At 60.1% G+C, this 20702-nt stretch carries 18 protein-coding genes and 1 pseudogene; 14 read left to right on the top strand and 5 right to left on the bottom strand.

The window, feature by feature from the left end; all coding sequences use genetic code 11:
* The first annotated feature begins 21 nt into the window (after nt 1–21).
* The 4 genes from NKI39_RS22860 to NKI39_RS22845 all read left to right on the top strand — a co-directional run bounded on the left by NKI39_RS22860 (nt 22) and on the right by NKI39_RS22845 (nt 3111).
* Complete coding sequence (locus NKI39_RS22860; protein ID WP_352464100.1) at nt 22–762, top strand: amino acid ABC transporter ATP-binding protein; 741 nt, start codon at nt 22–24, stop codon at nt 760–762.
* A gap of 24 nt (nt 763–786) precedes the next feature.
* Nucleotides 787–1614, top strand: a complete 828-nt coding sequence (locus NKI39_RS22855; RefSeq protein WP_352464098.1) for a transporter substrate-binding domain-containing protein — start codon at nt 787–789, stop codon at nt 1612–1614.
* A 69-nt stretch (nt 1615–1683) separates the two neighbouring features.
* A complete protein-coding gene (locus NKI39_RS22850) occupies nt 1684–2400 on the top strand; it encodes an amino acid ABC transporter permease (protein WP_352464096.1) in 717 nt (238 codons plus the stop codon).
* 18 nt (nt 2401–2418) lie between these two features.
* Nucleotides 2419–3111, top strand: coding sequence for an amino acid ABC transporter permease (locus NKI39_RS22845; protein ID WP_352834580.1), 693 nt, complete (start codon nt 2419–2421; stop codon nt 3109–3111).
* A 190-nt stretch (nt 3112–3301) separates the two neighbouring features.
* Here the strand turns inward: NKI39_RS22845 and NKI39_RS22840 are convergent, their stop codons facing one another.
* A complete protein-coding gene (locus NKI39_RS22840; protein ID WP_352577910.1) occupies nt 3302–3784 on the bottom strand; it encodes an Lrp/AsnC family transcriptional regulator in 483 nt (160 codons plus the stop codon).
* 93 nt (nt 3785–3877) lie between these two features.
* Here NKI39_RS22840 and NKI39_RS22835 point away from each other — a divergent pair, with 93 nt between their 5' ends.
* From NKI39_RS22835 to NKI39_RS22820, 4 genes and pseudogenes are all read left to right on the top strand, one after another.
* A complete protein-coding gene (locus tag NKI39_RS22835) occupies nt 3878–5380 on the top strand; it encodes an aminotransferase class V-fold PLP-dependent enzyme (RefSeq protein ID WP_352834576.1) in 1503 nt (500 codons plus the stop codon).
* Nucleotides 5367–6230: pseudogene (locus NKI39_RS22830) on the top strand (MBL fold metallo-hydrolase). Before NKI39_RS22835 ends, NKI39_RS22830 begins: the two are co-directional and overlap by 14 nt.
* A gap of 1304 nt (nt 6231–7534) precedes the next feature.
* Nucleotides 7535–8125: a recombinase family protein gene (locus NKI39_RS22825; protein WP_352834574.1), complete on the top strand. Its 591-nt coding sequence runs from the start codon at nt 7535–7537 to the stop codon at nt 8123–8125.
* A gap of 70 nt (nt 8126–8195) precedes the next feature.
* Nucleotides 8196–9224, top strand: coding sequence for an alpha/beta hydrolase family protein (locus NKI39_RS22820; protein WP_352834572.1), 1029 nt, complete (start codon nt 8196–8198; stop codon nt 9222–9224).
* A 335-nt stretch (nt 9225–9559) separates the two neighbouring features.
* Here NKI39_RS22820 and NKI39_RS22815 read toward each other — a convergent pair whose 3' ends face one another.
* Nucleotides 9560–13000, bottom strand: coding sequence for an AAA family ATPase (locus tag NKI39_RS22815; protein WP_352834569.1), 3441 nt, complete (start codon nt 12998–13000; stop codon nt 9560–9562).
* A gap of 248 nt (nt 13001–13248) precedes the next feature.
* Between NKI39_RS22815 and NKI39_RS22810 the strand changes: the two genes are divergently transcribed.
* The 6 genes from NKI39_RS22810 (at nt 13249) to NKI39_RS22785 (ending at nt 18484) form a co-directional block, all read left to right on the top strand.
* Entirely contained in the window at nt 13249–13770 is a 522-nt protein-coding gene (locus NKI39_RS22810) for a conjugal transfer protein TraD (RefSeq protein ID WP_352834567.1), read from the top strand.
* Nucleotides 13771–13794: 24 nt separating this feature from the next.
* Nucleotides 13795–15840, top strand: a complete 2046-nt coding sequence (locus NKI39_RS22805) for a type IV secretory system conjugative DNA transfer family protein (protein ID WP_352834565.1) — start codon at nt 13795–13797, stop codon at nt 15838–15840.
* Nucleotides 15841–15851: 11 nt separating this feature from the next.
* Nucleotides 15852–16940, top strand: a complete 1089-nt coding sequence (locus NKI39_RS22800; RefSeq protein WP_352834562.1) for an AAA family ATPase — start codon at nt 15852–15854, stop codon at nt 16938–16940.
* A complete protein-coding gene (locus NKI39_RS22795; RefSeq protein ID WP_352834559.1) occupies nt 16937–17356 on the top strand; it encodes a hypothetical protein in 420 nt (139 codons plus the stop codon). The genes NKI39_RS22800 and NKI39_RS22795 overlap by 4 nt, the downstream gene beginning before the upstream one ends.
* A gap of 14 nt (nt 17357–17370) precedes the next feature.
* Nucleotides 17371–18147 carry a hypothetical protein gene (locus NKI39_RS22790; RefSeq protein WP_352834556.1) on the top strand — a complete coding sequence of 259 codons (777 nt, stop codon included), beginning with the start codon at nt 17371–17373 and terminating at the stop codon, nt 18145–18147.
* A 64-nt stretch (nt 18148–18211) separates the two neighbouring features.
* Nucleotides 18212–18484, top strand: a complete 273-nt coding sequence (locus NKI39_RS22785) for a hypothetical protein (RefSeq protein ID WP_352834554.1) — start codon at nt 18212–18214, stop codon at nt 18482–18484.
* A gap of 82 nt (nt 18485–18566) precedes the next feature.
* On the opposite strand, the gene NKI39_RS22780 is transcribed toward NKI39_RS22785, so the two are convergent.
* From NKI39_RS22780 to NKI39_RS22770, 3 genes are all read right to left on the bottom strand, one after another.
* Nucleotides 18567–18878, bottom strand: a complete 312-nt coding sequence (locus NKI39_RS22780; protein ID WP_352834551.1) for a hypothetical protein — start codon at nt 18876–18878, stop codon at nt 18567–18569.
* Nucleotides 18879–18935: 57 nt separating this feature from the next.
* Nucleotides 18936–19259, bottom strand: coding sequence for a DUF736 domain-containing protein (locus tag NKI39_RS22775; protein ID WP_006339490.1), 324 nt, complete (start codon nt 19257–19259; stop codon nt 18936–18938).
* Between the two features lie 708 nt (nt 19260–19967).
* The gene (locus NKI39_RS22770) at nt 19968–20501 is read right to left on the bottom strand and encodes a hypothetical protein (protein ID WP_352834548.1); all 534 of its coding nucleotides are present in this window, start codon (nt 20499–20501) and stop codon (nt 19968–19970) included.
* Nucleotides 20502–20702 lie beyond the last annotated feature (201 nt).

The following is a 20702-nucleotide window of genomic DNA, read 5'->3' as shown; positions in this document are numbered from 1 at the left end:
ACTCTGAAGGGCTAACCAGAAATGCTTGAACTCAAAGATATAAGGCTGTCCTACGGAAGCACGCAGGTCCTGAACGGCGTCAATCTCTCGGTAAAGCGGGGTGACGTGGTGTCGATCATCGGCCCCAGCGGCACCGGCAAGACCACGCTGCTGAAATGCATCAACTACCTGGCCAAGCCGTCGTCCGGAACCATCGCGTTCGACCAGATTCGGATGGACTACCAGCGCGCCGACAAGACCGCTGTCCAGGCGATCCGGCTTCGAACAGCGATGGTCTTTCAGCAATTCAATGTCTTCAAGAACATGACAGTCCTCCAGAACGTGATGGATCCGCTTGTCGTCGTGCAGCGCAAGTCCGCGGACGAGGCGCGTGAAATCGCGCTGCGAGAGCTTGACCGGGTCGGCCTCTCAGCGAAGCGGGACAGCTATCCGTCCCAGCTGTCGGGCGGCCAGCTCCAACGCACCGGCATCGCGCGTGCGCTGGCGGTTCGTCCCGACGTGATGCTCTTCGATGAGCCCACGTCATCGCTGGATCCTGAACTCGTCGGTGAAGTTCTGAAGGTGATCAAGGATGTCACGTCGTCAGGGATCACTTCGCTGCTTGTGACCCACGAGATGCAATTCGCAAAGAACATCTCGAACCGGATCGTCTTCATGGATCGTGGCGTGATTGCCGCCGATGGCAGTCCAACTGAGATCTTCGATGCGCCATCCAGCCCACGACTTGCTCAATTCCTGCAGTCAGAACTCGCTTTTCAATAGCTCAACAAGAAGGGAACCAAAGAAATGTCTGCAATCACATCCAGTTTCTCCCGTCGCGCTGCCCTGGCTGTTGCCGGCGGCATCGCAATTGCCCTTGCAACCGCAGGGATCAGCTATGGTCAGACCGTTCGCACGATCAAGATCGCGACGTCTGCCGAATCCAAGCCGCTGGCATGGGGCGCGATCGGCGTCGAGCCGCAAGGCTATGAGCCCGATCTTCTGAGAGCGATCAACGCAAAGCTCCCGCAGTACAAGTTTGAAATGGAAGGTGTTTCGGATATCGCGCAGGAAACCGGCCTGGCCACGGGCAAATACGACATCGCGGTCGGTGGCTACTACAAGTCGCCTGAGCGCGCCAAGCAGTTCTTCATTCCGGAAAACCCCATGGGCGCCAGCCTGATGAAGATCTATAGCAAAAAAGGCAGCGGCATAAAGGAAATGAAGGACCTGGTCGGCAAGAGGATCGTTCCGACCACGGCCGGCGGTGGAACATACAAGTTCATTATGAACTGGCAAAAAGAAAATCCACAATACAAGCTTGATGTAACGGCATCTAGCGCCGGTATTCCCTATCCGAACCGACTGGACGAAGTTCAGAACGGCAAATTCGACGCGCTTGTTCTGCCTTCGAATCTCGGTGAGCAGACCGTCATCGAGGAAAAGAAGCTCGATATTGTGGCGTCCGATCCGGTCTTCAGCAACAACACCTACATGCTGATTCACAGGTCGGACGAAAACAAGGTTTTAGCCGACGACGTGAACAAGGTTCTCAAGGAATTAAAAGACGATGGCACGATCGAAAAACTCTCGCAGAAATGGTTCGGCGAGGACATCGTCAAATACATGAAGTAACAGGACATTTCCCCAAAGATGTAGCGATAGCCAGCGGTAAGGCTGAATTGAAAGAAGGAGCGTTTCAAAGTGGATGTTTCTGCTATGATTCCCGAGCTGCTCTCGGCGTTGCCGCTAACGCTCGCCATCACCTTTACCGCTATGGTCGTGGGCTTTTGCTTGGCTCTCGTCGCGACAACACTCCGGGTTCGGAGGATACCGGTGATCAGTCATCTGACTGACCTCTACGTGTCCTATGCCCGGAGTGTTCCCGTCGTCCTGCAGTTGTTCGTCGCGTTCTACGGGCTGCCCTTGTTGGTGATCCTGTTCGGCGCCGAGGATTTTATTTCTGCAACGATCGCTGCGATGGTGGGGCTGAGCCTCTATCATGGAGGGTATCTGTCGGAAGTCATGCGACCTGCATACCTGGCCGTCGATCGCGGCCAGCATGATGCGGCCGACAGTCTGGGATATACCTTCCGACAGAAGATCACCCGCGTAGTCGGCCCGCAAGCGGTGCACTTCGCATTGCCGGGCTATGGAAACTCCATCATCTACCTGATCCATAACGTTGCGCTGGTCATGTACATCGGGGCTGCGGACGTAATGGCGACCGCGCACTTGATCATGGAGCGCGACTATAACCAGTACCAGTTCGAAACCTACCTGGTGCTGGCGGTCATCTATTCGCTGATGTGCCTTGTCGCGTGGCTCGTCGTGCGCTTCTTCGAGCTCCGCTCACCAATGCAAGCGCCAGAGGCGACGACAACAGCTCAGATCAAGAACGCGGCCGTCGCGAGCGTGTGACGAAAGGGTAATCCGACCATGTTTGATACCGAAATTCTGCTCCAGGACTCGCAGGAAATTCTGGGCGCCGTACCCGTGACGCTCGGCATGGCTTTCACGATTTTCATCCTGTCCACGATCGTCGGCAGCCTTTTTGCGCTCGTCGAATATAGGCGGATCCCCGTGCTGCGAGAGCTCATCATGGCCTATAAGGTCGTCTTCAAGGGCGTTCCGATGGTGATCGTGATTTTCCTCGCCTATTTCGGTCTGCCCCCGGCACTCCAGTTCCTGCTCTCGTTGCTCGGGATCAACTTCAACGCCCACGAAACGCCCAATTGGGTAATCCTTGTCATTGCAGTCACCGGTTGTGTTGCGGCGTTCCAAGCGGAGATCATCAAAGGAGCCCTCAACGCCTTCGATACCGGTCAGTCGGACGCAGCCCATTCGCTGGGCTATACGGGCGGCCAACTGTTCCGACGTATCCTATTTCCCCAGGTGGCCCTCACGGCAATTCCCGACCTGACAACCTCGATGATGGTCATCATGAAGGCGCTTTCTCTCGGATTCGCCATCGAGGTTGTCGATATCTTCGCCCAGTCCCAGCTGACCGCCGCGCTGAACTACTACTACCTCGAAGCCTTCGTGATTGCCGTCGTGATCTACATGGTGATTGCCTATATCGTCACCCAGATTGCCGACAGGCTGGAGCAAGCCCTTAGGGTACGGACCTGAGCGAAGCGTCGTCAGGACCCGCGCAGCAAAGGCGGAGGAACTCAAGGCTCAGTTGAGGCCTGCAAACAGCTGATTGGGCGAACTCGCAGCCAGACCTGCGGGCTCATGTAATCGACACCTCACCCTGGTGGGTGCCACGGTCGACGGCTTGGTGACGATGAAGGCGAAGTGTCCAACAGCAGGCGCCGCATTATCGCAGATTGGTCAGATCCACTGGACGATTGTTGATGATCGCTTCCATGGAAAAGAAGCCTGTCACCGTAGCCAGGTCGAAGTTCGTGATCAGCTTCTGGTAGAATGCATCGTAGCCGGACATGCCTTGTGTCACGACCTTGATCAGGTAGTCCCAGTCCCCTCCGATCCGATAGAAATCGATCACCTCCGGCAACCGTTCGACATGGGCACGGAACGCCTCACTCCACTCCTTGGAATGGTGGCGGGTGCGAACCATTACGAAAACCGTCAGGTCGAGCCCCAGCGCTCGCAGATCGATATTGCTGTGCGACCCGCGGATAAGACCTAGCGACTGCAGGCGCTGGATCCGCCGCCAGCACGCATTCTGGGACAAGCCGACCCTCTCCGCCAAATCCCGCTGCGAAAGGCTTGCATCGATCTGCATGGCCGTCAAAATCTTCATATCAAATGCATCAATTTTCCTTTGATCTTCGATCATTTGACACGTCACCAGCAAAAAATTGCAGGAAATAGGTGAATTTTTCGAGCGTGGAGCAGGTTACAATCTAAGTCAATATCCGAGCCGGGGAGAATGACCGTGCAAGCAGCTCGCCCAACGACGAGGCAGACCGAGACCCCTCTGTCGAAGTTCCGCCAGGGTCTGAGAAACGCCGACGTGATCGCCAACCTCCGGGACGGGCTTGTGGGATCGACGGCTAAAATCGTGGGTCCCTACGGGCAAAAAGACCTGGTGTACGCCGACTATGTCGCGTCAGGCCGCGCACTCCGTCAGATCGAGCGCTTTGTGCTTGAGGAGGTCCTGCCGTACTACGCCAACAGCCACACGGAAGCCTCGTATTGCGGAGGCTTCATGACCCGCATGCGTCGGGAAGCGCGCACCCTGATCGGTCAATTCTGCGGGGCCACCGAACGGCATGCTGTGATCTTCACCGGCTCCGGCGCTACGTCGGGGCTCAACCGCCTCGTCAAGCTATTCGGCGTCGCTGAAGCCGTGGCAGCGGGCAAGCGCGCTCGGATCATTATCGGTCCCTATGAGCATCACTCCAACATTCTGCCCTGGCGCGAGAGCGGAGCAGAAATCGTGGAAATCGCCGAGGATCCGTCTGGCGGGCCGGACCTGTCTCAGCTCAAGGACGCGGTTGGTGGGGGGTCGTCAGAGCTGACGATATGCTCGATGTCCGCGGCCTCGAACGTCACGGGCATCACCAGCGATGTCGCGGCCATCACCGTGATCGTGAAGGCCGCCGGCGCAAAGATGATCTGGGACTATGCGGGCGCAGGTCCTTACCTGCCGATTTCCATGTCGCCCGCCCCAGATGCCGAGATCGACGCAATAGTTGTTTCGCCCCACAAGTTCCTCGGGGGTCCCGGCGCCTCCGGCATCTTGATCGTTCGACGCGACGGACCTTCGACGAAAACGCCGTCGTGGCCAGGTGGCGGGACGGTGAAGTTTGTCTCCCCGAAGACACACGATTACAGCGACAGCCTGGAATCCCGCGAGGAAGCCGGCACGCCGAACGTGATCGGCGACATACGAGCCGCGCTGGCCTTCATCGTCAAAGATGCGATCGGACTCGACGCGATGACAGCGCGCAATCGCGAGCTGGCGCGTCGTGCCTTTCGCGCATGGAAAGCCCTGCCGCGGCTGGAGCTCCTCGGTCTATCGGATCCTGAGCGGCTTCCGATCTTTTCTTTCCGGGTCAAAAACGGAAAGGACGGCTACGTCCACCAGCAGTTGATCACGCGCATGCTAAGCGACCGGTTCGGGATCCAGGCGCGCGGTGGCTGCGCCTGCGCCGGCCCGTATGTTCACAGACTGCTGTCGATCGACGACGAACAGTCCGAGGAAATCAGGCAAGCCATTCTCTCCGGCGACGAAATGAAAAAGCCGGGCTTCACCCGGCTGAATTTCAGCGTTCTGTTGCCGGACGAGAAGGTGCAGTTCATACTCGATGCCGTGGCGCAGATTGCGTCCGACGCAACGGACTTCGAGCGTGACTACGACCTCGATCCTGGCCGGGCGATCTTTTTCCCGCGAGCCGCAGTCGAGGGCATCGCCCATGCAGCAGCCTGAAGTCCTCGGCTTCTACGATGCACGGACGGGCAGCATCCAATATGTCGTTGCATGCCCGAGTTCGCGAAGATGCGCCATCATCGACCGCGTACTCGATTTCGACGAAAAGTCTGGCTCGACAGCAACGACAAATGCGGACGCGATCCTCGACTACATCAACAGCCACAATTTGAAGCTCGAGTGGATCCTGGACACCCATCCGCATGCCGATCACTTTTCGGCCGCGGGTTATCTCAAGGCAAAAACCGGCGTGCCTATAGCGATCGGCGAGCACGTGAAGGAAGTGCAGTGGATTTGGCAAAAGATCTATAACTTCTCGGATCTCCCGTATGACGGCTCGCAGTGGGATCGGCTGTTTTGCGACGACGATAGGTTCAAGATTGGCGAGCTAGAAGCCCGCGTCATGCACTCGCCAGGGCACACGTTGGCGTCGATCACGTATGTCATCGGCGATGCGGCGTTCATTCACGACACGCTTTTCATGCCCGATAACGGCTCCGCCCGCGCCGATTTTCCAGGCGGCAGCGCAGCTGATCTGTGGCAGTCCATCCAGGACATTTTGAGCTTACCCGGCGAGACCCGTCTCTTTACCGGTCACGACTAAGGGCAGGGAGGGCGCCAGGCTCTGTGGGAGAGTTCGGTGGCGGAGCAGAAAGAGACAAACCAGCACGTCGCCGGTCAATCTCGGAGTGCGTTCATCAGGCTTCGAGAGGCCCGAGACAGAGCATTGCCGATGCCAAGGCTCATGTTGCATGCCCTCCAGGTCAATATTCGCGGAGGAGAGCTGCCTCAGGTCGAGGAAAATGGCCTCCCGCTCAACGCGCTGCCAGGATCGGTCTGGGGTCAGTGACGAGTTGGAAGGGCTCCCTCCAGCAGCTTCAGCTCACGATCGGTTCAGGATTGCGCCGGATACACGCTCGTCCGAATTGGCGCAGGCGGGTCGATCCTCGCCACGTACGTCGTCGGGATGAGCAATCCTCGGAGCGCTCTCGGAGGTGATCGCGGTAAGCAATTGCGGTGGCGCGCCTGCAACACTATTATCGATCATGTTCTGAGGAGGTATCTCGGATGTGGAATAGGATCGCCAAGCTTCGGTTATCGAGCCGCACCTGGGAGGCAATTCTTCTGGGGATGAAAAGCTTGAGGCGAACCCCAAATAGCCGATGTATGTACTGGTGATTTGACCCGATTCCATAGACAGCATCGTTGGCGCCACGAGATTTTCGCGTACAGCTTCGGGATTGCGCCCGGCCGCGGGCCATCACGCACCACATCACGGCACGTCGTTCAGATTTGTGTAGTGCTTCAGTTTAACGAAATCGAAGTTCCATAAGATAGATTACGCGACTTTCACCAGTTATAAATAATATTTCTCACTATTCAAAGTATGAATAGCTCGCGTTTCGAGTCTTCGAGCAATCACCTAGAGGAACTAGATCAAGTGTTCTGGCAGTCACTCTTACTCTAAGTCTCGATACGACGGATCGATATTACTAACCATCACCTCACCGCCCGATAAAACTGGACGGAAGACTCTGAACGCTTCTGAGCGGCGCGGGATTGCGGAGCAAATGGGCGTCCGGAGCGAGATCGAGCTACGTCCGGACAGGGAGTCGACGCACGAGCAAACTCGGGCCGAGCGCCAGGCGCAGCGGCCGAGCATCGAGGCCGAAAAAATGGCCGAGGATCCACGCCAAGTTTCATCGTCAGACCATCGGGCACATACATTTCGCCTGTCTGCTTGCGATCTCGCGCGCTTCGGCTTGTTGTTCCTCAATGGTGGCCAGTGGCTCGAAAAGCAGGTTGTTCCAGTCTCATGGATCAAAGAGTGGCTATCTATGGTGGATTGCACCGTCTGGTGGTCCGTTCGGGGCGGATGCTTATTTCGCGTTGGGATCGGGGACAAGGGCTAGCAGTGATGCCCATCTATAATTTGGTCGTTGCCCAAATTATAGATGTGCACAAGGGGGGTGGACGTCTTGGTTCCAACCATTTCGCGCAGCTTCCTAGGCAGATCGTTGCTACCTCGCATAATTCCTAAAACCTGCGACAGATCGGCCGTCCCCTGAAAATCAGGGGGTTTTTGTGTCGCATGTCTTTGTCGCAAGTGGTAATTGCCCTTGCGACATAACTTGCGACAGGAAACCCGCCACGATGATGATTGGCTATGCCCGGGTCTCCACCCAGGGCCAGGGCCAGGACCTCGACCAGCAGCGCGCAGCGCTTGGCGCGGCCGGCTGCATTCGCCTCTTTGAGGAAAAGGTTTCCGGGGCAAGGCGCGATCGGCCCGAGTTGGTGAAGCTCCTCGACCATTTGCAACCCGGCGACGTGGTGACGGTCACCAGGCTAGACCGCCTCGCCCGATCGACGCGCGACCTTCTCGACATTGCAGAGCGGATCAGGGAGGCCGAGGCCGGCTTGCGATCTTTGGCCGAGCCATGGGCCGACACGACGATGCCGGCGGGCCGCATGGTGTTGACCATGTTCGCCGGCGTTGCGGATTTCGAGCGATCCTTGATCGTGGAGCGCACCAGCGCCGGCCGGATCGCGGCCAGGGCACGTGGAGTGCGGTTCGGTCCCTCCCCTGCCCTATCGGCCGACCAGATCACGCACGCCCGTCACCTCATCGCCCAGGACAAGCCAGTGACTGAGGTTGCACGGCTCCTGAAGGTGCATCGAGCAACCCTTTATCGGGCGCTAAATAGTTTGGAGGGATGTCCAGCCGCGCCTTTGTCGGTTGAATGAAGTACGGCGGGATTTCGGCATTGGTTTAATGATGAAAGGTTTTCAACCTGCAAAGAAAAAGGAGAGAAATATGTTTCGTTATCTAGCGCACCGTTATGATCGTAAGCACATCCTGAGATCATTAGAACGCCAGAGGCGTATTCATGATAAGGCGATTCCGTTTTCTCGCTATGGCTCTGACGCATTGGTCTTCAATGAAATTTCCAAGGGCGAGATGTTTTTCGCGCCGATATTTCCAGCTGTTCCGTTAAGGGAAGAAGCGGATAGTGTTATCTTCCAATCTGATATTTCAACTGAAGATCAGGCGAACAATACGTTCGAATGCGTTGTTACCGACAGTGGATTTAAACAACATGCGCTTGTTGTGTTTCATCATTGGTATGCTCGGAGCCGGTATCCGGGATTTTCCAAATACTTCGCTAGAAAGGGCATAACGGTTATTGAAGCTACACTTCCGTATCATTTTGGGCGAGCTTCGAATGACTATTCGGAGGAAAAACTTTTCAACCCGAATTTAGGGCGCACCATCCAGTCGATGAGACAGGCTGTCCTAGATGGTCGTAAGATTGTTCGTTGGCTTTATAGTCAGGGGTATCAGAAAATCTCGGTTGTAGGGATGTGTTTGGGTGGCACTGTTGCGGGTCTCGTTGCTGCCCAAGAGCAGAAGGTTGATAAGGCGGTTCTCATGGTATCGCCGGGAAGCCCTGCTGATCTCGTCTGGACTGCGGAGACCATGACGGCCTTACGTGGTCGTATTGAATCGTCCATGTCACTGGAAGGGCTAAGAACCGCTTGGGGTCTCATCGATTTAGAGAAGCATCTTTTCGGCCTTACACGTCCTCGTCTGGATTTGATGTTCTTGCTCGGTAAGGACGATACGGTTGCGCGCCCAGGAGGCTCTGAGCGTCTCATTGAGTTGCTGGCGAAGTGCAATCTTCCACCTGAGGTCGTGCGGCTGAATTGTGGGCACTCATCTATTGGAATGTTCCCCTTCAATTTGATCGCGGCTCGGAAGGTTCTTCGTTTTTTGAAAGAAACCCCGACCCTGTCAGAGCTTTGGGAGGTTCGCGGGTTTCGCCACGACTTTAGCGAAGTTTGAGCTATTTGATGGCTCCGCGCCGGATCGCGGCCAGGGCGCGCGGGATGTGGTTCGGTCCCTCCCCCAACCAGGTCGCGCATGCGCGACAGCTCGTCAACGACGATTTCAAGCCGGCCGAGGTCGCCCGGCTCCTGAAGGTGCATGGCGCGACCTCAGCCCTCTCAGTTCGGCCGAGAGTACAAGAGCATCTTTGGCAACTCCCCGAATGCTGATCTGCAGCTCTGAACTGTACCGGGCCCATTTGTGACAATGAACGACCACCTTGCTTAAAGAGTAGTCATTCGCCGCGGCCTGCGACGCCGACGGGATAACGCAGCCGGCCCCACGGCGCTTCCCTACTGCTTCAGCCGTGTCGACTGAGATTCGCGCGCTGCAAGACGTTCAGTTTCGGCCTCTTGTCTGGACGCGACTTCACCCGATCGGGCTGCGGAATAGAGAGCCGCGGCCTCACCCAACCTGACCTGATCGGATTTCCGCACGGATGGATGTTCAAACGATTTGCCCGAGGCTGTCGCACGAGCGATTTCGCGTGCGCCGTCTTCACCGAAACGGACTTCAATCGATTTCTTGAAGGTGGCGATCTCCCGTCTGACCTCCTGATCGGCTGACACCGCCTTGAAGGCTTCGGCCCGCTCGCGATCATCCTTGGCCATTGCAATTTTTTGCAGGGCAGCTTTCGCCCGATCCGAAACATCTCTCACCTCAACCGCGTCAGCCTTGAGCTGCTTTTCGACCTGAGTGCGATAGGATCGTTCGGCTCGGTTCTCGAACTCGGCGGTCCGGACAATGTTCGGGCCAATCGCGGCGGTAGCCTGTTCAGCGGCGGTCCGCTCTTCCCGCGCCCTGGCACCGGCGAAGAACCCTTCCCTGCCCCGCAGCTCGCCGACCAAGCTGGTGTCCGCCGATATCCGTTGTGCAGCACTTGTCGGACCGTCTCGAGCAATGATCTCATCGAGACGCTGCGCCGCCGATTTCGGATCACGGTAGGCGGCCTCCAGATAGATTGAGCGAGCCTCGCGCTCGCGCTGTACATCCGCATCGCGACTGACAGCAGCGGCAATGCTTTTTTCGTCGATCGATCGCCCAAGGCTGTCGCGGCGCACGCCACCAGCAGCCACATCCTGGAATGCAACTATCAGTACCCTGGCGTCCGCTGGCCGGTCGGCTGCGGTGCTGCGCGACCGCTCTTCATTTCTGCCATCTGGAACAGCCTGCCGATCTTCGGTTCTGCTTGCCACGACCCGATCATCGGCTGGCCCGGGACGATCGCTGCCTCCTGCCTCTTTTGACTTCTGCGCCACGACGGGCTCAGGCGTCCCGCCTCGACGCTCGGGCCGACGCTGGCTCTCCGCGTCCTTGGCAATGGCGCCGGACTGCATCTCCGGTGTGCGCGGATCTGCCTGACGCATGTCCACGCGTGCCTCTTCGACAACTGAAGCCATCGGCTGCTCCTCTTGTTCCCTGCCATCCTGAGCTTGCCCAACATGCGACGCTGGCCGGGCATTCTCCGCCGCCCGTCCCTCGTCCAGCTTCGCCCGTTGTTCCGCGCTGAGCTCGTCGCGTGTTGCATAAGCCACTGACGCCGACTTGATCTCGTTGCGACCGATCTGCCGGGCGAGCTGCCGCAAATCCCGGGCGGTCTGCGTCGCTACGAAGATCGTCGCGCTCTCACGCTGCCTAGTCAGCGCGACATAGCTCGAGGCGGCGCGCCAGTGATGCGTGTGCATGAGATAGGTGTGGTCAAGCGTCTTGCCCTGGCCCTTGTAGATCGTGCCGGCATAACCGTGCCGGAAGCCATTGAACTCCGAAGCATACCATTCGACCTTCCTGCCCTCCCGGCCCGCAGCTGCATCGAGCGAGACACTGATGCGGCAAAAGTTCCGGTCAATGCTGGTGATCACGCCGGCATTGCCGTTGTAGATGCCGGCGCCCTTCAGCGTATCCGTGAACTGCACCCGGTCGCCGACAGCGAATGCGGCCTCGCCGTGCTTGGTCGTAAACACAGAATCCTCACCGAGCTCACCACGCTCGCGACGCACCGCGCGCAGATCCTTGTTCAGCGCATCGACATCCTTGTTGGTGTAGGCGAACACGAACCGCGATGCCGACGGATTCGAAGCAGCATCCCTGGCCCACCGCTCGACCAGTTTTTCTCGCAATTCATCCTGCTTCGACGTCCACACCACCGCCTTGTTTCGCGCGAAGGCTCGCAGCGCGTCTTCGAAGCGACCGTCCGAAAGATCGCGCGCCGCCTCTCTCTGCCAGTCGACCTTCTGACGCGTGACCTGGGTGATCTCGGACGATCCGTGCTCCTTCTTCAGCTCTGTGAACAGCCCGCCGCGCTCGATCGAGCCGAGCTGCCGGTCGTCGCCGGCCAGCACAACCTTGGCGCCCGAAAGCCGCGCTTCCCGCAACACCTCGCCGGTCACCTTGGCGTCCATCATCGCTGCCTCGTCGACAACAACCAGCGTACGATGGTCCCACTGCGCGCGGCCGTTCTTCAATCGGAACAGTTCGGCATGAACGGTCGATGATCGAGCAAACCCGTCCTCCTTCATCGTCTGCGCCACCGCGTTGGTCGGCGCGAGGCCTATCACGCGATAGCCGGCCGCTTCATGCGCATCGCGGATCGAACCAAGCGCAAAACTCTTTCCCGTCCCGGCACGCCCCTCAATTATTTTTAGCCCCCCGGACCCCGTCGCATGATCGAACGCAGACAACTGATCCGGCCGCAATTCCTGCACGGACACGAGCCGCTCGCGCGCCCTTGCCCCGACATCGCGACGGGACCCTCCGGCCACGCGCCGTGCATCGGCAAGCGCCAAAACCTCCTGGTCGCGCACCGCCCGCGTTGTCCAGCGTCCTGCACTCTCGCCTGTCTCCCGGTCATGCAGCGCGAGCACATCGTCACGCCCGAGCACTTTGCCCTTAACCTCCGCCCGTTCGCCCTCATCGCGAATGTGCTTTTTCAGATGCCGGTCGAGATCGTACTCGGAAAAACTCGCCTGGTTGCGCGTGAGCACTGTGAGCACATGTTCAGGATCGCGCGCCGCTTCTTCGTTCGCCCGCCTGATATGCTCGGCCCGCACATTGACCTCGGCGCCCGGCGTGCGCATGCGGATCGGTCCGATGTGTTCCTGTGGCACCGCGCTCGTCGCATCCACCCGGATCGAAAGCCCCTGTTCGGCAAAATAGCGGTTCTGATGATCGCGCCACAGCGCGCCCCACGCTTCGCCCTCCGCCACGATCGCCCGTCCCCCGCCCCGCTTGATCACCGGATCGAGATCGCGCGCCTTCTTCGCCGCAAACCCGTCCTCGCCCAGCCGCCGCGTCGTGATCAACAAATGCGCATGATAATTGGCCCGCTCGCCCTCGCTCTCCGCCCCATGCGGCGCATGGACGTCAAGCTGCACCGCCAGCCCCTTCGAGACAAAATGTTCCTGCGCAAACGACCGCGCCAGCTCCACCCGGTCGTCGTGATCAAGCTCTTGATTGGCCGGCAACGCCAAGACGAGTTCCCGCGCCAGTTGCGCGTCCTTGCGCTTTTCCATGGCCTCGGCCGCGTTCCATAGCGCATCGCTCGACGCCAGCTCTGACGGCGCGCCTTCCGGCAACAGCACCTCATGATGCTCCGGCGCCTCGCGGTGCTTGAAGTAGAACACCTCGCCGGTGCGCTGCGCCTTGATTGCCTCGCGGCCGTTATAGGCGGCCGAGCGCACCGCGCTGCCGCCGTCGGAGCGTGAGATGTATCGGGCACGTGCGAAAGCGATGGCCATTGCCGCAGAATGCCATCATCAGCGCGCCGCCGCAAGCAAGCATTCGAAGAATGCATATTGCGTCTGCAATAATCCACCGACCGCGCATCGACAATCAATTGGCGATATGGCAGAATCCATAGCGGCGGAACACGCCGAAGGTCCTGGTTGCATCCGCCGGCATATACAAAAGGGGGTTGAAGAGACGCGCCACGGCTGGCAAAGTCCCCTTGGGCTTGGCGGACGGAGAAAAGACGGAGATTCTCGTCATGGCCCGCACCTCGCTTGCCGAACGCATGAGCCGCTTGGAACAGCAGCGGGCGAAACTCGCCGAGCAGGAAGCAAAACTCAAGGCGGACGAACGCAAGCAGCGCACCCGCCGCCTCGTTGAAGCCGGAACCCTCCTCGAACGGGCCGGATTATTGGACCTAGAGGAAGCGGCCCTTTATGGTGGCTTGTTGTCGCTTGCCAATGACGCGGGCAACAGCGCAAACATTACCGAGTGGATCAAGGCTGGCAAAACCGCGCTCGCTGGAGAAACAATCGGCAATGGCGCAACAAACGAACCGTTGACCCTCACCTTCCCCGCTCCGCTGCCGACCCCATTCGCGACCCGCCTGCGCGGCGCCGGCCTGCGCTGGAACAAAGTCATGCAGCACTGGGAAGGACTGGCGGAACACGACGCCGTCGCAGCACTGGCCGCCGAGCAGAACGGCACCCTACACCGCGTTCATTCCACCGCGCCGTCCAATCGGGAGCCGGATCGCGGCAGGAAGTCTGAACGCTCATAGCGCCGACGCCGAGGAGCCAAAAAAATGTTCGGGCGGCTGTCCTATGATCTCGTCAAGACACTGTTCAAGGCAACCTTCGCCATCCTGCCGCTCGTCATCTGGTACCCGGCCTGGCGCTACGCGCATGCTCTGTGGGGCGGCGCCTTGCTCGACTGGTATCGCACGGGTCTCTCGCCGGCATCGGTGATTTACAGACTTGGTTACGCGGCATGGCCATCGATCGCGCTGCTCGGGCCGGCCATCACAATGGCGGCGGCTCTGCTGCTGCGTCGATCCGGCATGGTGCTGCCCCTCACTGCCATCGCCGGCGTGTTGGGCATGGCCGCGGCAACGGTTTTCACCGTCTGGCCGGAAGCGACACGACTGCTCGGCTACCGATCAGACTATGCCTGGTCCGCCATTTTGAACGCAGCCGACATGGCCATCTTTTATGCCGGGGTTGTCGGCTTTCTCGCGACCACGGCCGGCGTCAGGATGCTGATGGGAAAATCGCTGCACGCCCAAAGCGTCAAGCCGGTTGAGCGTGCCTCCTCTGACATCTTTGGCCACGCGGACTGGATGGACATTCGCGAGTCACAAAACCTGTTCGGTGGTTCGGCCAAGTCGACAACCAATCCGCGCGGCGGCGTCGTCATCGGCGAAGCCTACCGCGTCGATCAGGATGCGCCGGCCCGGCGCGGACAAAAGTTTGATCCGCGCGATCCAAAAACATGGGGCAAGGGTGGCAAGTCGCCTTTACTCACCTTTGATCTCTCCTGGGGCGGCACCCACGGCCTCGTCTTCGCCGGTTCGGGCGCCTACAAAACCGTCTCCGTCTGCGTGCCGACGCTGCTCACCTGGCGCGCCTCAATTGTCACCCTCGATCCCTCCTCCGAGCTGGCGCCGATGCTGACGGGCGCACGCACGGCGATGGGCCGGCGTGTCATCTCAATTGATCCGATGACGGGCAGCGGAGCCTTCAACGCGCTCGACTGGCTGACAAAAAGTTCGCCGCTCATCGATGGCGACATCCGCTCGGTCGTCGACTGGATCTGCGGCGAGAAACACACCGCCACCCGTGATGCGCCGCACGGCGCCTCGGGCAAGGCCTTCTTCGAGGGCCGTGGCAAGGCCATCGTCGAGACCCTGCTTTCCGACATCGTCTTCGACAAAAATCTGTCCGACGACAAACGCAATCTCGTCACTCTGGCGCAACGGCTCGCCTTGCCGGAGGCAAAAATGCGGAACGAGCTAGCACGCATTTTTGAACACTCCTCCTCGCATCGCGCCCGCCATCTCGCAGGCCAGTTGATGGGGCTGGTCGCCGAGACGTTCTCCGGCGTCTACGGCAACATGAGCGAGCAAACCGAATGGCTCGCCAATCCCGCCTACGCAAAACTGGTGTCGGGTAACAGTTTTCGCACTGCTGATCTGATCGCCGGCAAGCTCGACCTCTTTATCAACATCCCGATGAAGGTGCTGGAATCGACGCCGGCGCTCGCCCGTGTCGTTGTCGGATCCCTGCTCAATGCCGTCTATGAGGCCGACGGCGTCTTGCCGGGCGGGCGTATCGTCTTCCTACTCGATGAGGTCGCCCGCCTCGGTTACATGACCTCACTGGCCCGCGCCCGCGATGCCGGCCGCAAATACGGCATTACGCTGGTCATGCTCTATCAGTCCGAAGGCCAGCTGCGCGAACAATGGGGCGATGGCGGCAAGAGCGCCTGGTTCGAAAGCGCTTCCTGGCGATCCTACGCCGCGATCGGCTCGCTCGAACAGGCCCGCGCTGTCTCCGAAGCGCTGGGCGAACATGGCGTCGTGCTGAACTCCGAGACAAAAAACCGGGGAAAAAGCGCAAAGCCGCTCGAGATCGGCACCGCCTCGACCGGCGCCTCGGAACAGCGCTCCGAGCGTGGCAGACGGTTGGCGACCGTCTCCGAAATTCTTGCCGATGCCAGAGCCGACGAGCAGTTCGTCTTCGTCCAGGGCCGAAAGCCGTTGCGCTGCGGCAGAGCGATTTATTTCCGCAGGCCGGAAATGGTCGCCAAGGTCGAGCGGAACCGTTTCGCGCCCCAAGCCGCGTCGGGTTGAGGCGGCAAGAGATGCAGCGCATTCTGGCCCCGATTATCCCTGGCCTTGCCGTCCTGATCGTCGTGCTCGCCCTGCTGGAAACCTATTCCGGCGTCATTCTTATCGTCGCGGTTATCGTCATGGGCTGGCGGCTGGCGCATGCTGCAAAGCATGGCGTGCCGGTATCGCCGAAATTCTCGAAGGGTGAATGGGACGCGCAAGCAGGCGTTGAACGGAAACCGGCTCTGCCGATCCGTGCAGCAAGACATCGGCCGCTCGATGACGTGCTGGCCGAACTCGACGCCATGACCGGGTGGCGCTCCGTCAAGGATGAGGTCAAGAAGCTGGTCGCGGTGCTGCAGGCCGAGCAGGAACGTCGGCGCTACGGCATCAACGCCGCACCCCCAAGCCTGCACCTGATCTTCCTCGGCAATCCAGGGACCGGAAAAACAACGGCGGCGCGTCTTATGGGCGAGATTCTTTTCGCACTCGGCCTGCTCAGATCCGGCCATGTCGTCGAGGTCGACCGCAGCCAGCTTGTCGCCGGCTATATCGGACAGACCGCAATCAAGACACGGGAGGCGGTCGAGGCGTCGCTCGACGGCGTGCTGTTCGTTGACGAAGCATATGCATTGGCCCCCGAGGGCCAAAATAACGATTTTGGCCGCGAGGCGATCGACACGCTGCTGAAGCTGATGGAGGATCATCGGGATCGATTGTGTGTCATCGCCGCCGGCTATACCGGTGAAATGCGCCGCTTCCTCGAAGCAAATCCCGGCCTGCGCTCCCGCTTCACCAGGACAATAATGTTCGAGGACTATTCGGCTGAAGAGCTGGCGGGGATTTTTCGCAACCTCGCCAACCGTGAAGGTTTTGTGCTCGACGCCGCGGCCGAGAACTCGGCTAACCTTGCCTGCGTCCGCATCCAACCGGAGCGTGGAGACGATTTCGGCAATGCCCGCGCAATCCGCACGCTTTGGGAAAGCACGCGCGAGGCGCAAGCCATGCGTCTTGCTACCCACGGCATCGGCAGTGCTGGCCGCGACGCCATCATGACCATCGAGCCAGGTGACATTGCGGCGGCGATAGCATCACACGAGCGGCAGGGATCAACTACATGACGGCTCAAACCCTCCTCTCATCTGTGCGAGCCACGCTGGTGCGCTGGCTCCAACTTGTTCCCGCCCTGTTCCGGCGCGATCCGCTGTTCCGCTATGCCACGATCGCCGCCGTTCTGGCTTTGATCTTTCTGGCTATTAGTATTGTTCGGGATGTCGCCGGCAATCGCGACGGCCCCGTTGCCGGCGCTGGAAAGAACGCCGGCACGCCGACGTCAACTTCGGAAAAATTCGAACAGGGCAATGCATCTACAGCCGCAGGGTCGCGGACCGAACCGCCCGCGCCTGGATCAACCTCGGAGCCGGCTCAAGACCATACGCCTGCTGTCGCTCCTGGCCGGCCGCTGCAAGGAATAAAGGTGGCGCCCGCGCCGCACGACGATTTTGGAACCGTACCGAAAGAAGGATCATCCCCATGATGCAAAGGAAAAGCGTGGGCAGGCTGGCGCTCGGCATTGCAATCGCAGCGTTGAGTTTCGTTGAGGGCTCCGGCTTTGCCTTGGCGCAAGACCAGCAGGCAAACCAGCAGCAATTGGACCGCATCGAGCAAAAACTCGATCGAATTATCGAGCATCTCGGCATCCCCGGACAGGACGGTGCGTCGGCAAAGAGCAACGGCAGCCTGCCCGCCACCGGAAACGATGGCGCGAAGAAGCAGGCTTCCTCCGAAGCCGGTGCCAGCCAAGGTTACCAGCGGGGCGCGCTCGCCATCGCCCGGGTTGCGCCGGCCAAAAAAGACGATCTTCCAGAGATCCCTGCCGACAGCGTCGGCAGCTTTGTCTATATCGGCGGCGCCATTCCCCTCAATGAACTGTCACGCAAAGGTGTGCTCTACACCGGCCTCACCTCAGTCGAACTCCAGGGCTGGCTGAAGGTCGCAGAACCCGGCCGCACGCAACTCGCCGTCGAATACCGCGCCACCACCGGATCCAACGTTTTTGTCAATGCCGGCTGCATAGCCTCGCTGTGGCTCGAAGATCGCTCGATCGGCTCCCAGCATGGTGAAATTCCGATGCCGGCCAGAGAGCAAAAAACCGTCTCCTTCATCTTTGGCGCCGATCTTCACCCCGGTCTTTACAAGCTTCGCGCCTGGCTGGCCTGCACCGAGCCGCGTGACCTGCATGTTCTCAATGCCCAACTGCTCATCAAGACCCCCGCCGACATGAACCTGCGCATGATCGACAGCGGCGAATTGCTGCACCAGGGGTAGCAAAAGGTCATGGCGAGAACCAAAAAGCACCACAGCCGCCGTCAATCAGGGTCCGTCGAAACGGATGAACGAGGTTTTGAAAGCCGATGTTCCGCAGGCCTGGCTTCAACGGGTTGTGTCTTTCGTTGAAATGGAAAAGAAGCTCAGCAAGCAAACGCCCAAAAGCGGCGAGATGCGCGGGCTCGCCCGCGAACAGCTTGCCGCCATGTTGGGTCTGTCGACGGGCGTTCTCGCAATTCCGCGATCGCGGAAATCGCGGTTAAGCGCTCCCGCCCGTCTGCCTGTCGACCGTCCGCACCGGCCGATAGGCATTGGTCTTCAGCCACGCTTTGCATAAGAAAAGGCCGGCGACGGCGCGGTCCGTCGCCGGCCTTTTGGGCGCGTTCGCCTAGCCGGGCTCATTGAGGCGTTTCAGGAATTCAGCCAGATCTCCTTCGCGGGGCGCCCGGGCTAGCAACAGCCACCTTGTCTTTGATGAGTTTCGCCGCGACAACCGCCGGCAGTGGCATGAAGCCATAGCCGTGAGCGACGGCTGCGTCGTGAAGATCTTGCAGCGTCTCGAACGCGTGATCGTGGGTGCCGAGCCAGAGCGCCGGGTCGTCGGTCACGTCGTGGGGGAACGCCTGCAGGAAATAGGTCCGAAGCGGCGGGTCGTAACCGATGACAGCGTCTGGATCCGAGCGGCCCTGTCTGGTGGCGGTGCCAGTGACGGTGATGGTGTAGCGGCTCATTGCAACCTCCTTTTGCCGGTGGCGAGCCGACCCCTTGCGGGGCCGGCCACCGATGCCTCACTGGGGGTTGTTCCAGAGGATGACCTTCTTGTTCTCCTCGCCGCCCGGGGCGGGTGCAAGATTGCCGAAGATCACGCCGATCTCGGGGGCTTCCAGCTTGACCGAGAGGTACTCCTCGCCCGAACGCTGGGAGATGCGGTGCCAGCCGGCTCCGATCTCGAAGCCTGTGCGCTTGTTGACGATCCGGTAGTCGGGCGCGTCCTCGCGCGACTTGTTGGTGTTCGGGATGAGGGTGATCGGGGCGTTGACCCGGAGCGTGGCAAAGACGCCTTCCATCGAGCCGTCGGACTTGGTGGTGAGGTTTGCGATCGTGGTGGCCATGGTAGTTCTCCTTCGGTTGCATCGGGACCATTCCCGATGGCGCCAAAGGAGAGGGCCGTCCTGCTGCGGTCATCTCGGCGAAAATTCTGGAAAATTCTATTTGCCGAAAAATAGCGGACAGGCCCTTCGCCTGTCTGCAGACAAAAAACAGAAATCGAATTTTCCTGAATATTCGCCGAGTGTACCCCAACGGGGGTTGACCGCACAAAGCAGGCGGTCGTCTACAAAGGCGACATGAAACGGGAATGGCCCCGGATGCGACCGAAGGAAAAGAACTCAGGCCGCCATCGCTAGACCGCCGACGCAACGCTGCCGGATCGCAGGAACATGCAGCAGCCTCTCGGGTCATGTCGTCGGCATCGCCAACACATCGAACAGCAGCCCGGCGCGTGACCGCCTGGCGTGTTCGGTATGGCGGCACAGCGGTTTCGAGATCGGAGCCGACTGGCAGCGAAGTTCACGCCCCTCGGGGACGAGCCTCGCAGCCAGGTTGGATGACCCGGCACGCCAGGATGTTCGGCACGCTTGCCCCCGCCTCAGAGGCGAGAAGCGTCAAGATGATCATCCTGCACAACGCCCCGCGGCTCTGCGCGGGCCGGTTTCGAAAGGGGTCGGCTCCGGCCGTTCATAAAAGTGGAGTAGGCGGCGCGGGGCCGGATCAAGCCTATCGGATCGGACCGCCGGGCTGTCGGCGGGACCGCGCGTACATCATCCCGGCAACGCCAGACGCTCGTCCGGCATCATGCGGGCTTCGGCCTGGCGGCGAATGTCCATACCGGCATGGCGGAGTATGGCGCACCAGTCTTGCAAATTGTACGTCGTCGCCACGCTGCCCCTTGCCAGATCGTAAATGACGCACGGCTTGTTCGCGATGGCGAGCCGAAGCACGTTGACGGCCGTGCCAGGTGATCCGCCATCCCAGACCATCATGCCAAAGTCGGCGCGCCGCGCCATCTCCCGGTCTTTGGCGGCGTGGAACCAGTATCCTTCGGCGCCCTCAGGAGAAGGAACATGGTAGGCGGCCCAGTCGCCCAGATTGTTGCGGGGTTCCTTGCCGGTATGGAAGACCCCGACATGCTCGTAGCCGTAGCCCGCGAGCAGGCCCTGCGCCTCGGCATCGGCTCCAGACTCGTCGCCAATCAGCACGCCGTGCTCGGCAGCGACGATTGCGCCGATCCGAGCGATGGCAGGTTCCGGCAGCTCGAATATCTCGCGCGATCCACCTATGAATATCATCGCCATCGTGACTTTCCTTTCTCTCCAGCGCCCCCGCCTCGCTCTGGCCGCCCTTTCCCTCCGGCCCTTCGCGAGGGATCGTCACCCGAAGGCCGAGACGGCGAAGCCGGCTCGGGGAGCGGCGGGAGGCCGCGACGAGAGCCCGGCCGGCCGTAGGCCGGCGCGCCGGCCCCGGCCGCTGCCGGAGGCGCTACGCGCGTGGGGCTT

It is taken from the genome of Mesorhizobium sp. M0664 (assembly GCF_040320565.1).
Lineage (GTDB): Bacteria > Pseudomonadota > Alphaproteobacteria > Rhizobiales > Rhizobiaceae > Mesorhizobium.
The sequence above is the reverse complement of the archived record's forward strand: the minus strand, read 5'-3'. Positions and strand labels throughout refer to the sequence as shown.

Bases quoted from the DNA above. Each gene is read 5' to 3' on its own strand.
- NKI39_RS22860 (WP_352464100.1), top strand. From the start codon at position 22: ATGCTTGAACTCAAAGATATAAGGCTGTCCTACGGAAGCACGCAGGTC.
- NKI39_RS22855 (WP_352464098.1), top strand. From the start codon at position 787: ATGTCTGCAATCACATCCAGTTTCTCCCGTCGCGCTGCCCTGGCTGTT.
- NKI39_RS22845 (WP_352834580.1), top strand. From the start codon at position 2,419: ATGTTTGATACCGAAATTCTGCTCCAGGACTCGCAGGAAATTCTGGGC.
- NKI39_RS22840 (WP_352577910.1), bottom strand. From the start codon at position 3,784: ATGATCGAAGATCAAAGGAAAATTGATGCATTTGATATGAAGATTTTG.
- NKI39_RS22835 (WP_352834576.1), top strand. From the start codon at position 3,878: ATGACCGTGCAAGCAGCTCGCCCAACGACGAGGCAGACCGAGACCCCT.
- NKI39_RS22825 (WP_352834574.1), top strand. From the start codon at position 7,535: ATGATGATTGGCTATGCCCGGGTCTCCACCCAGGGCCAGGGCCAGGAC.
- NKI39_RS22820 (WP_352834572.1), top strand. From the start codon at position 8,196: ATGTTTCGTTATCTAGCGCACCGTTATGATCGTAAGCACATCCTGAGA.
- NKI39_RS22815 (WP_352834569.1), bottom strand. From the start codon at position 13,000: ATGGCCATCGCTTTCGCACGTGCCCGATACATCTCACGCTCCGACGGC.
- NKI39_RS22810 (WP_352834567.1), top strand. From the start codon at position 13,249: ATGGCCCGCACCTCGCTTGCCGAACGCATGAGCCGCTTGGAACAGCAG.
- NKI39_RS22805 (WP_352834565.1), top strand. From the start codon at position 13,795: ATGTTCGGGCGGCTGTCCTATGATCTCGTCAAGACACTGTTCAAGGCA.
- NKI39_RS22800 (WP_352834562.1), top strand. From the start codon at position 15,852: ATGCAGCGCATTCTGGCCCCGATTATCCCTGGCCTTGCCGTCCTGATC.
- NKI39_RS22795 (WP_352834559.1), top strand. From the start codon at position 16,937: ATGACGGCTCAAACCCTCCTCTCATCTGTGCGAGCCACGCTGGTGCGC.
- NKI39_RS22785 (WP_352834554.1), top strand. From the start codon at position 18,212: ATGAACGAGGTTTTGAAAGCCGATGTTCCGCAGGCCTGGCTTCAACGG.
- NKI39_RS22780 (WP_352834551.1), bottom strand. From the start codon at position 18,878: ATGAGCCGCTACACCATCACCGTCACTGGCACCGCCACCAGACAGGGC.
- NKI39_RS22775 (WP_006339490.1), bottom strand. From the start codon at position 19,259: ATGGCCACCACGATCGCAAACCTCACCACCAAGTCCGACGGCTCGATG.
- NKI39_RS22770 (WP_352834548.1), bottom strand. From the start codon at position 20,501: ATGGCGATGATATTCATAGGTGGATCGCGCGAGATATTCGAGCTGCCG.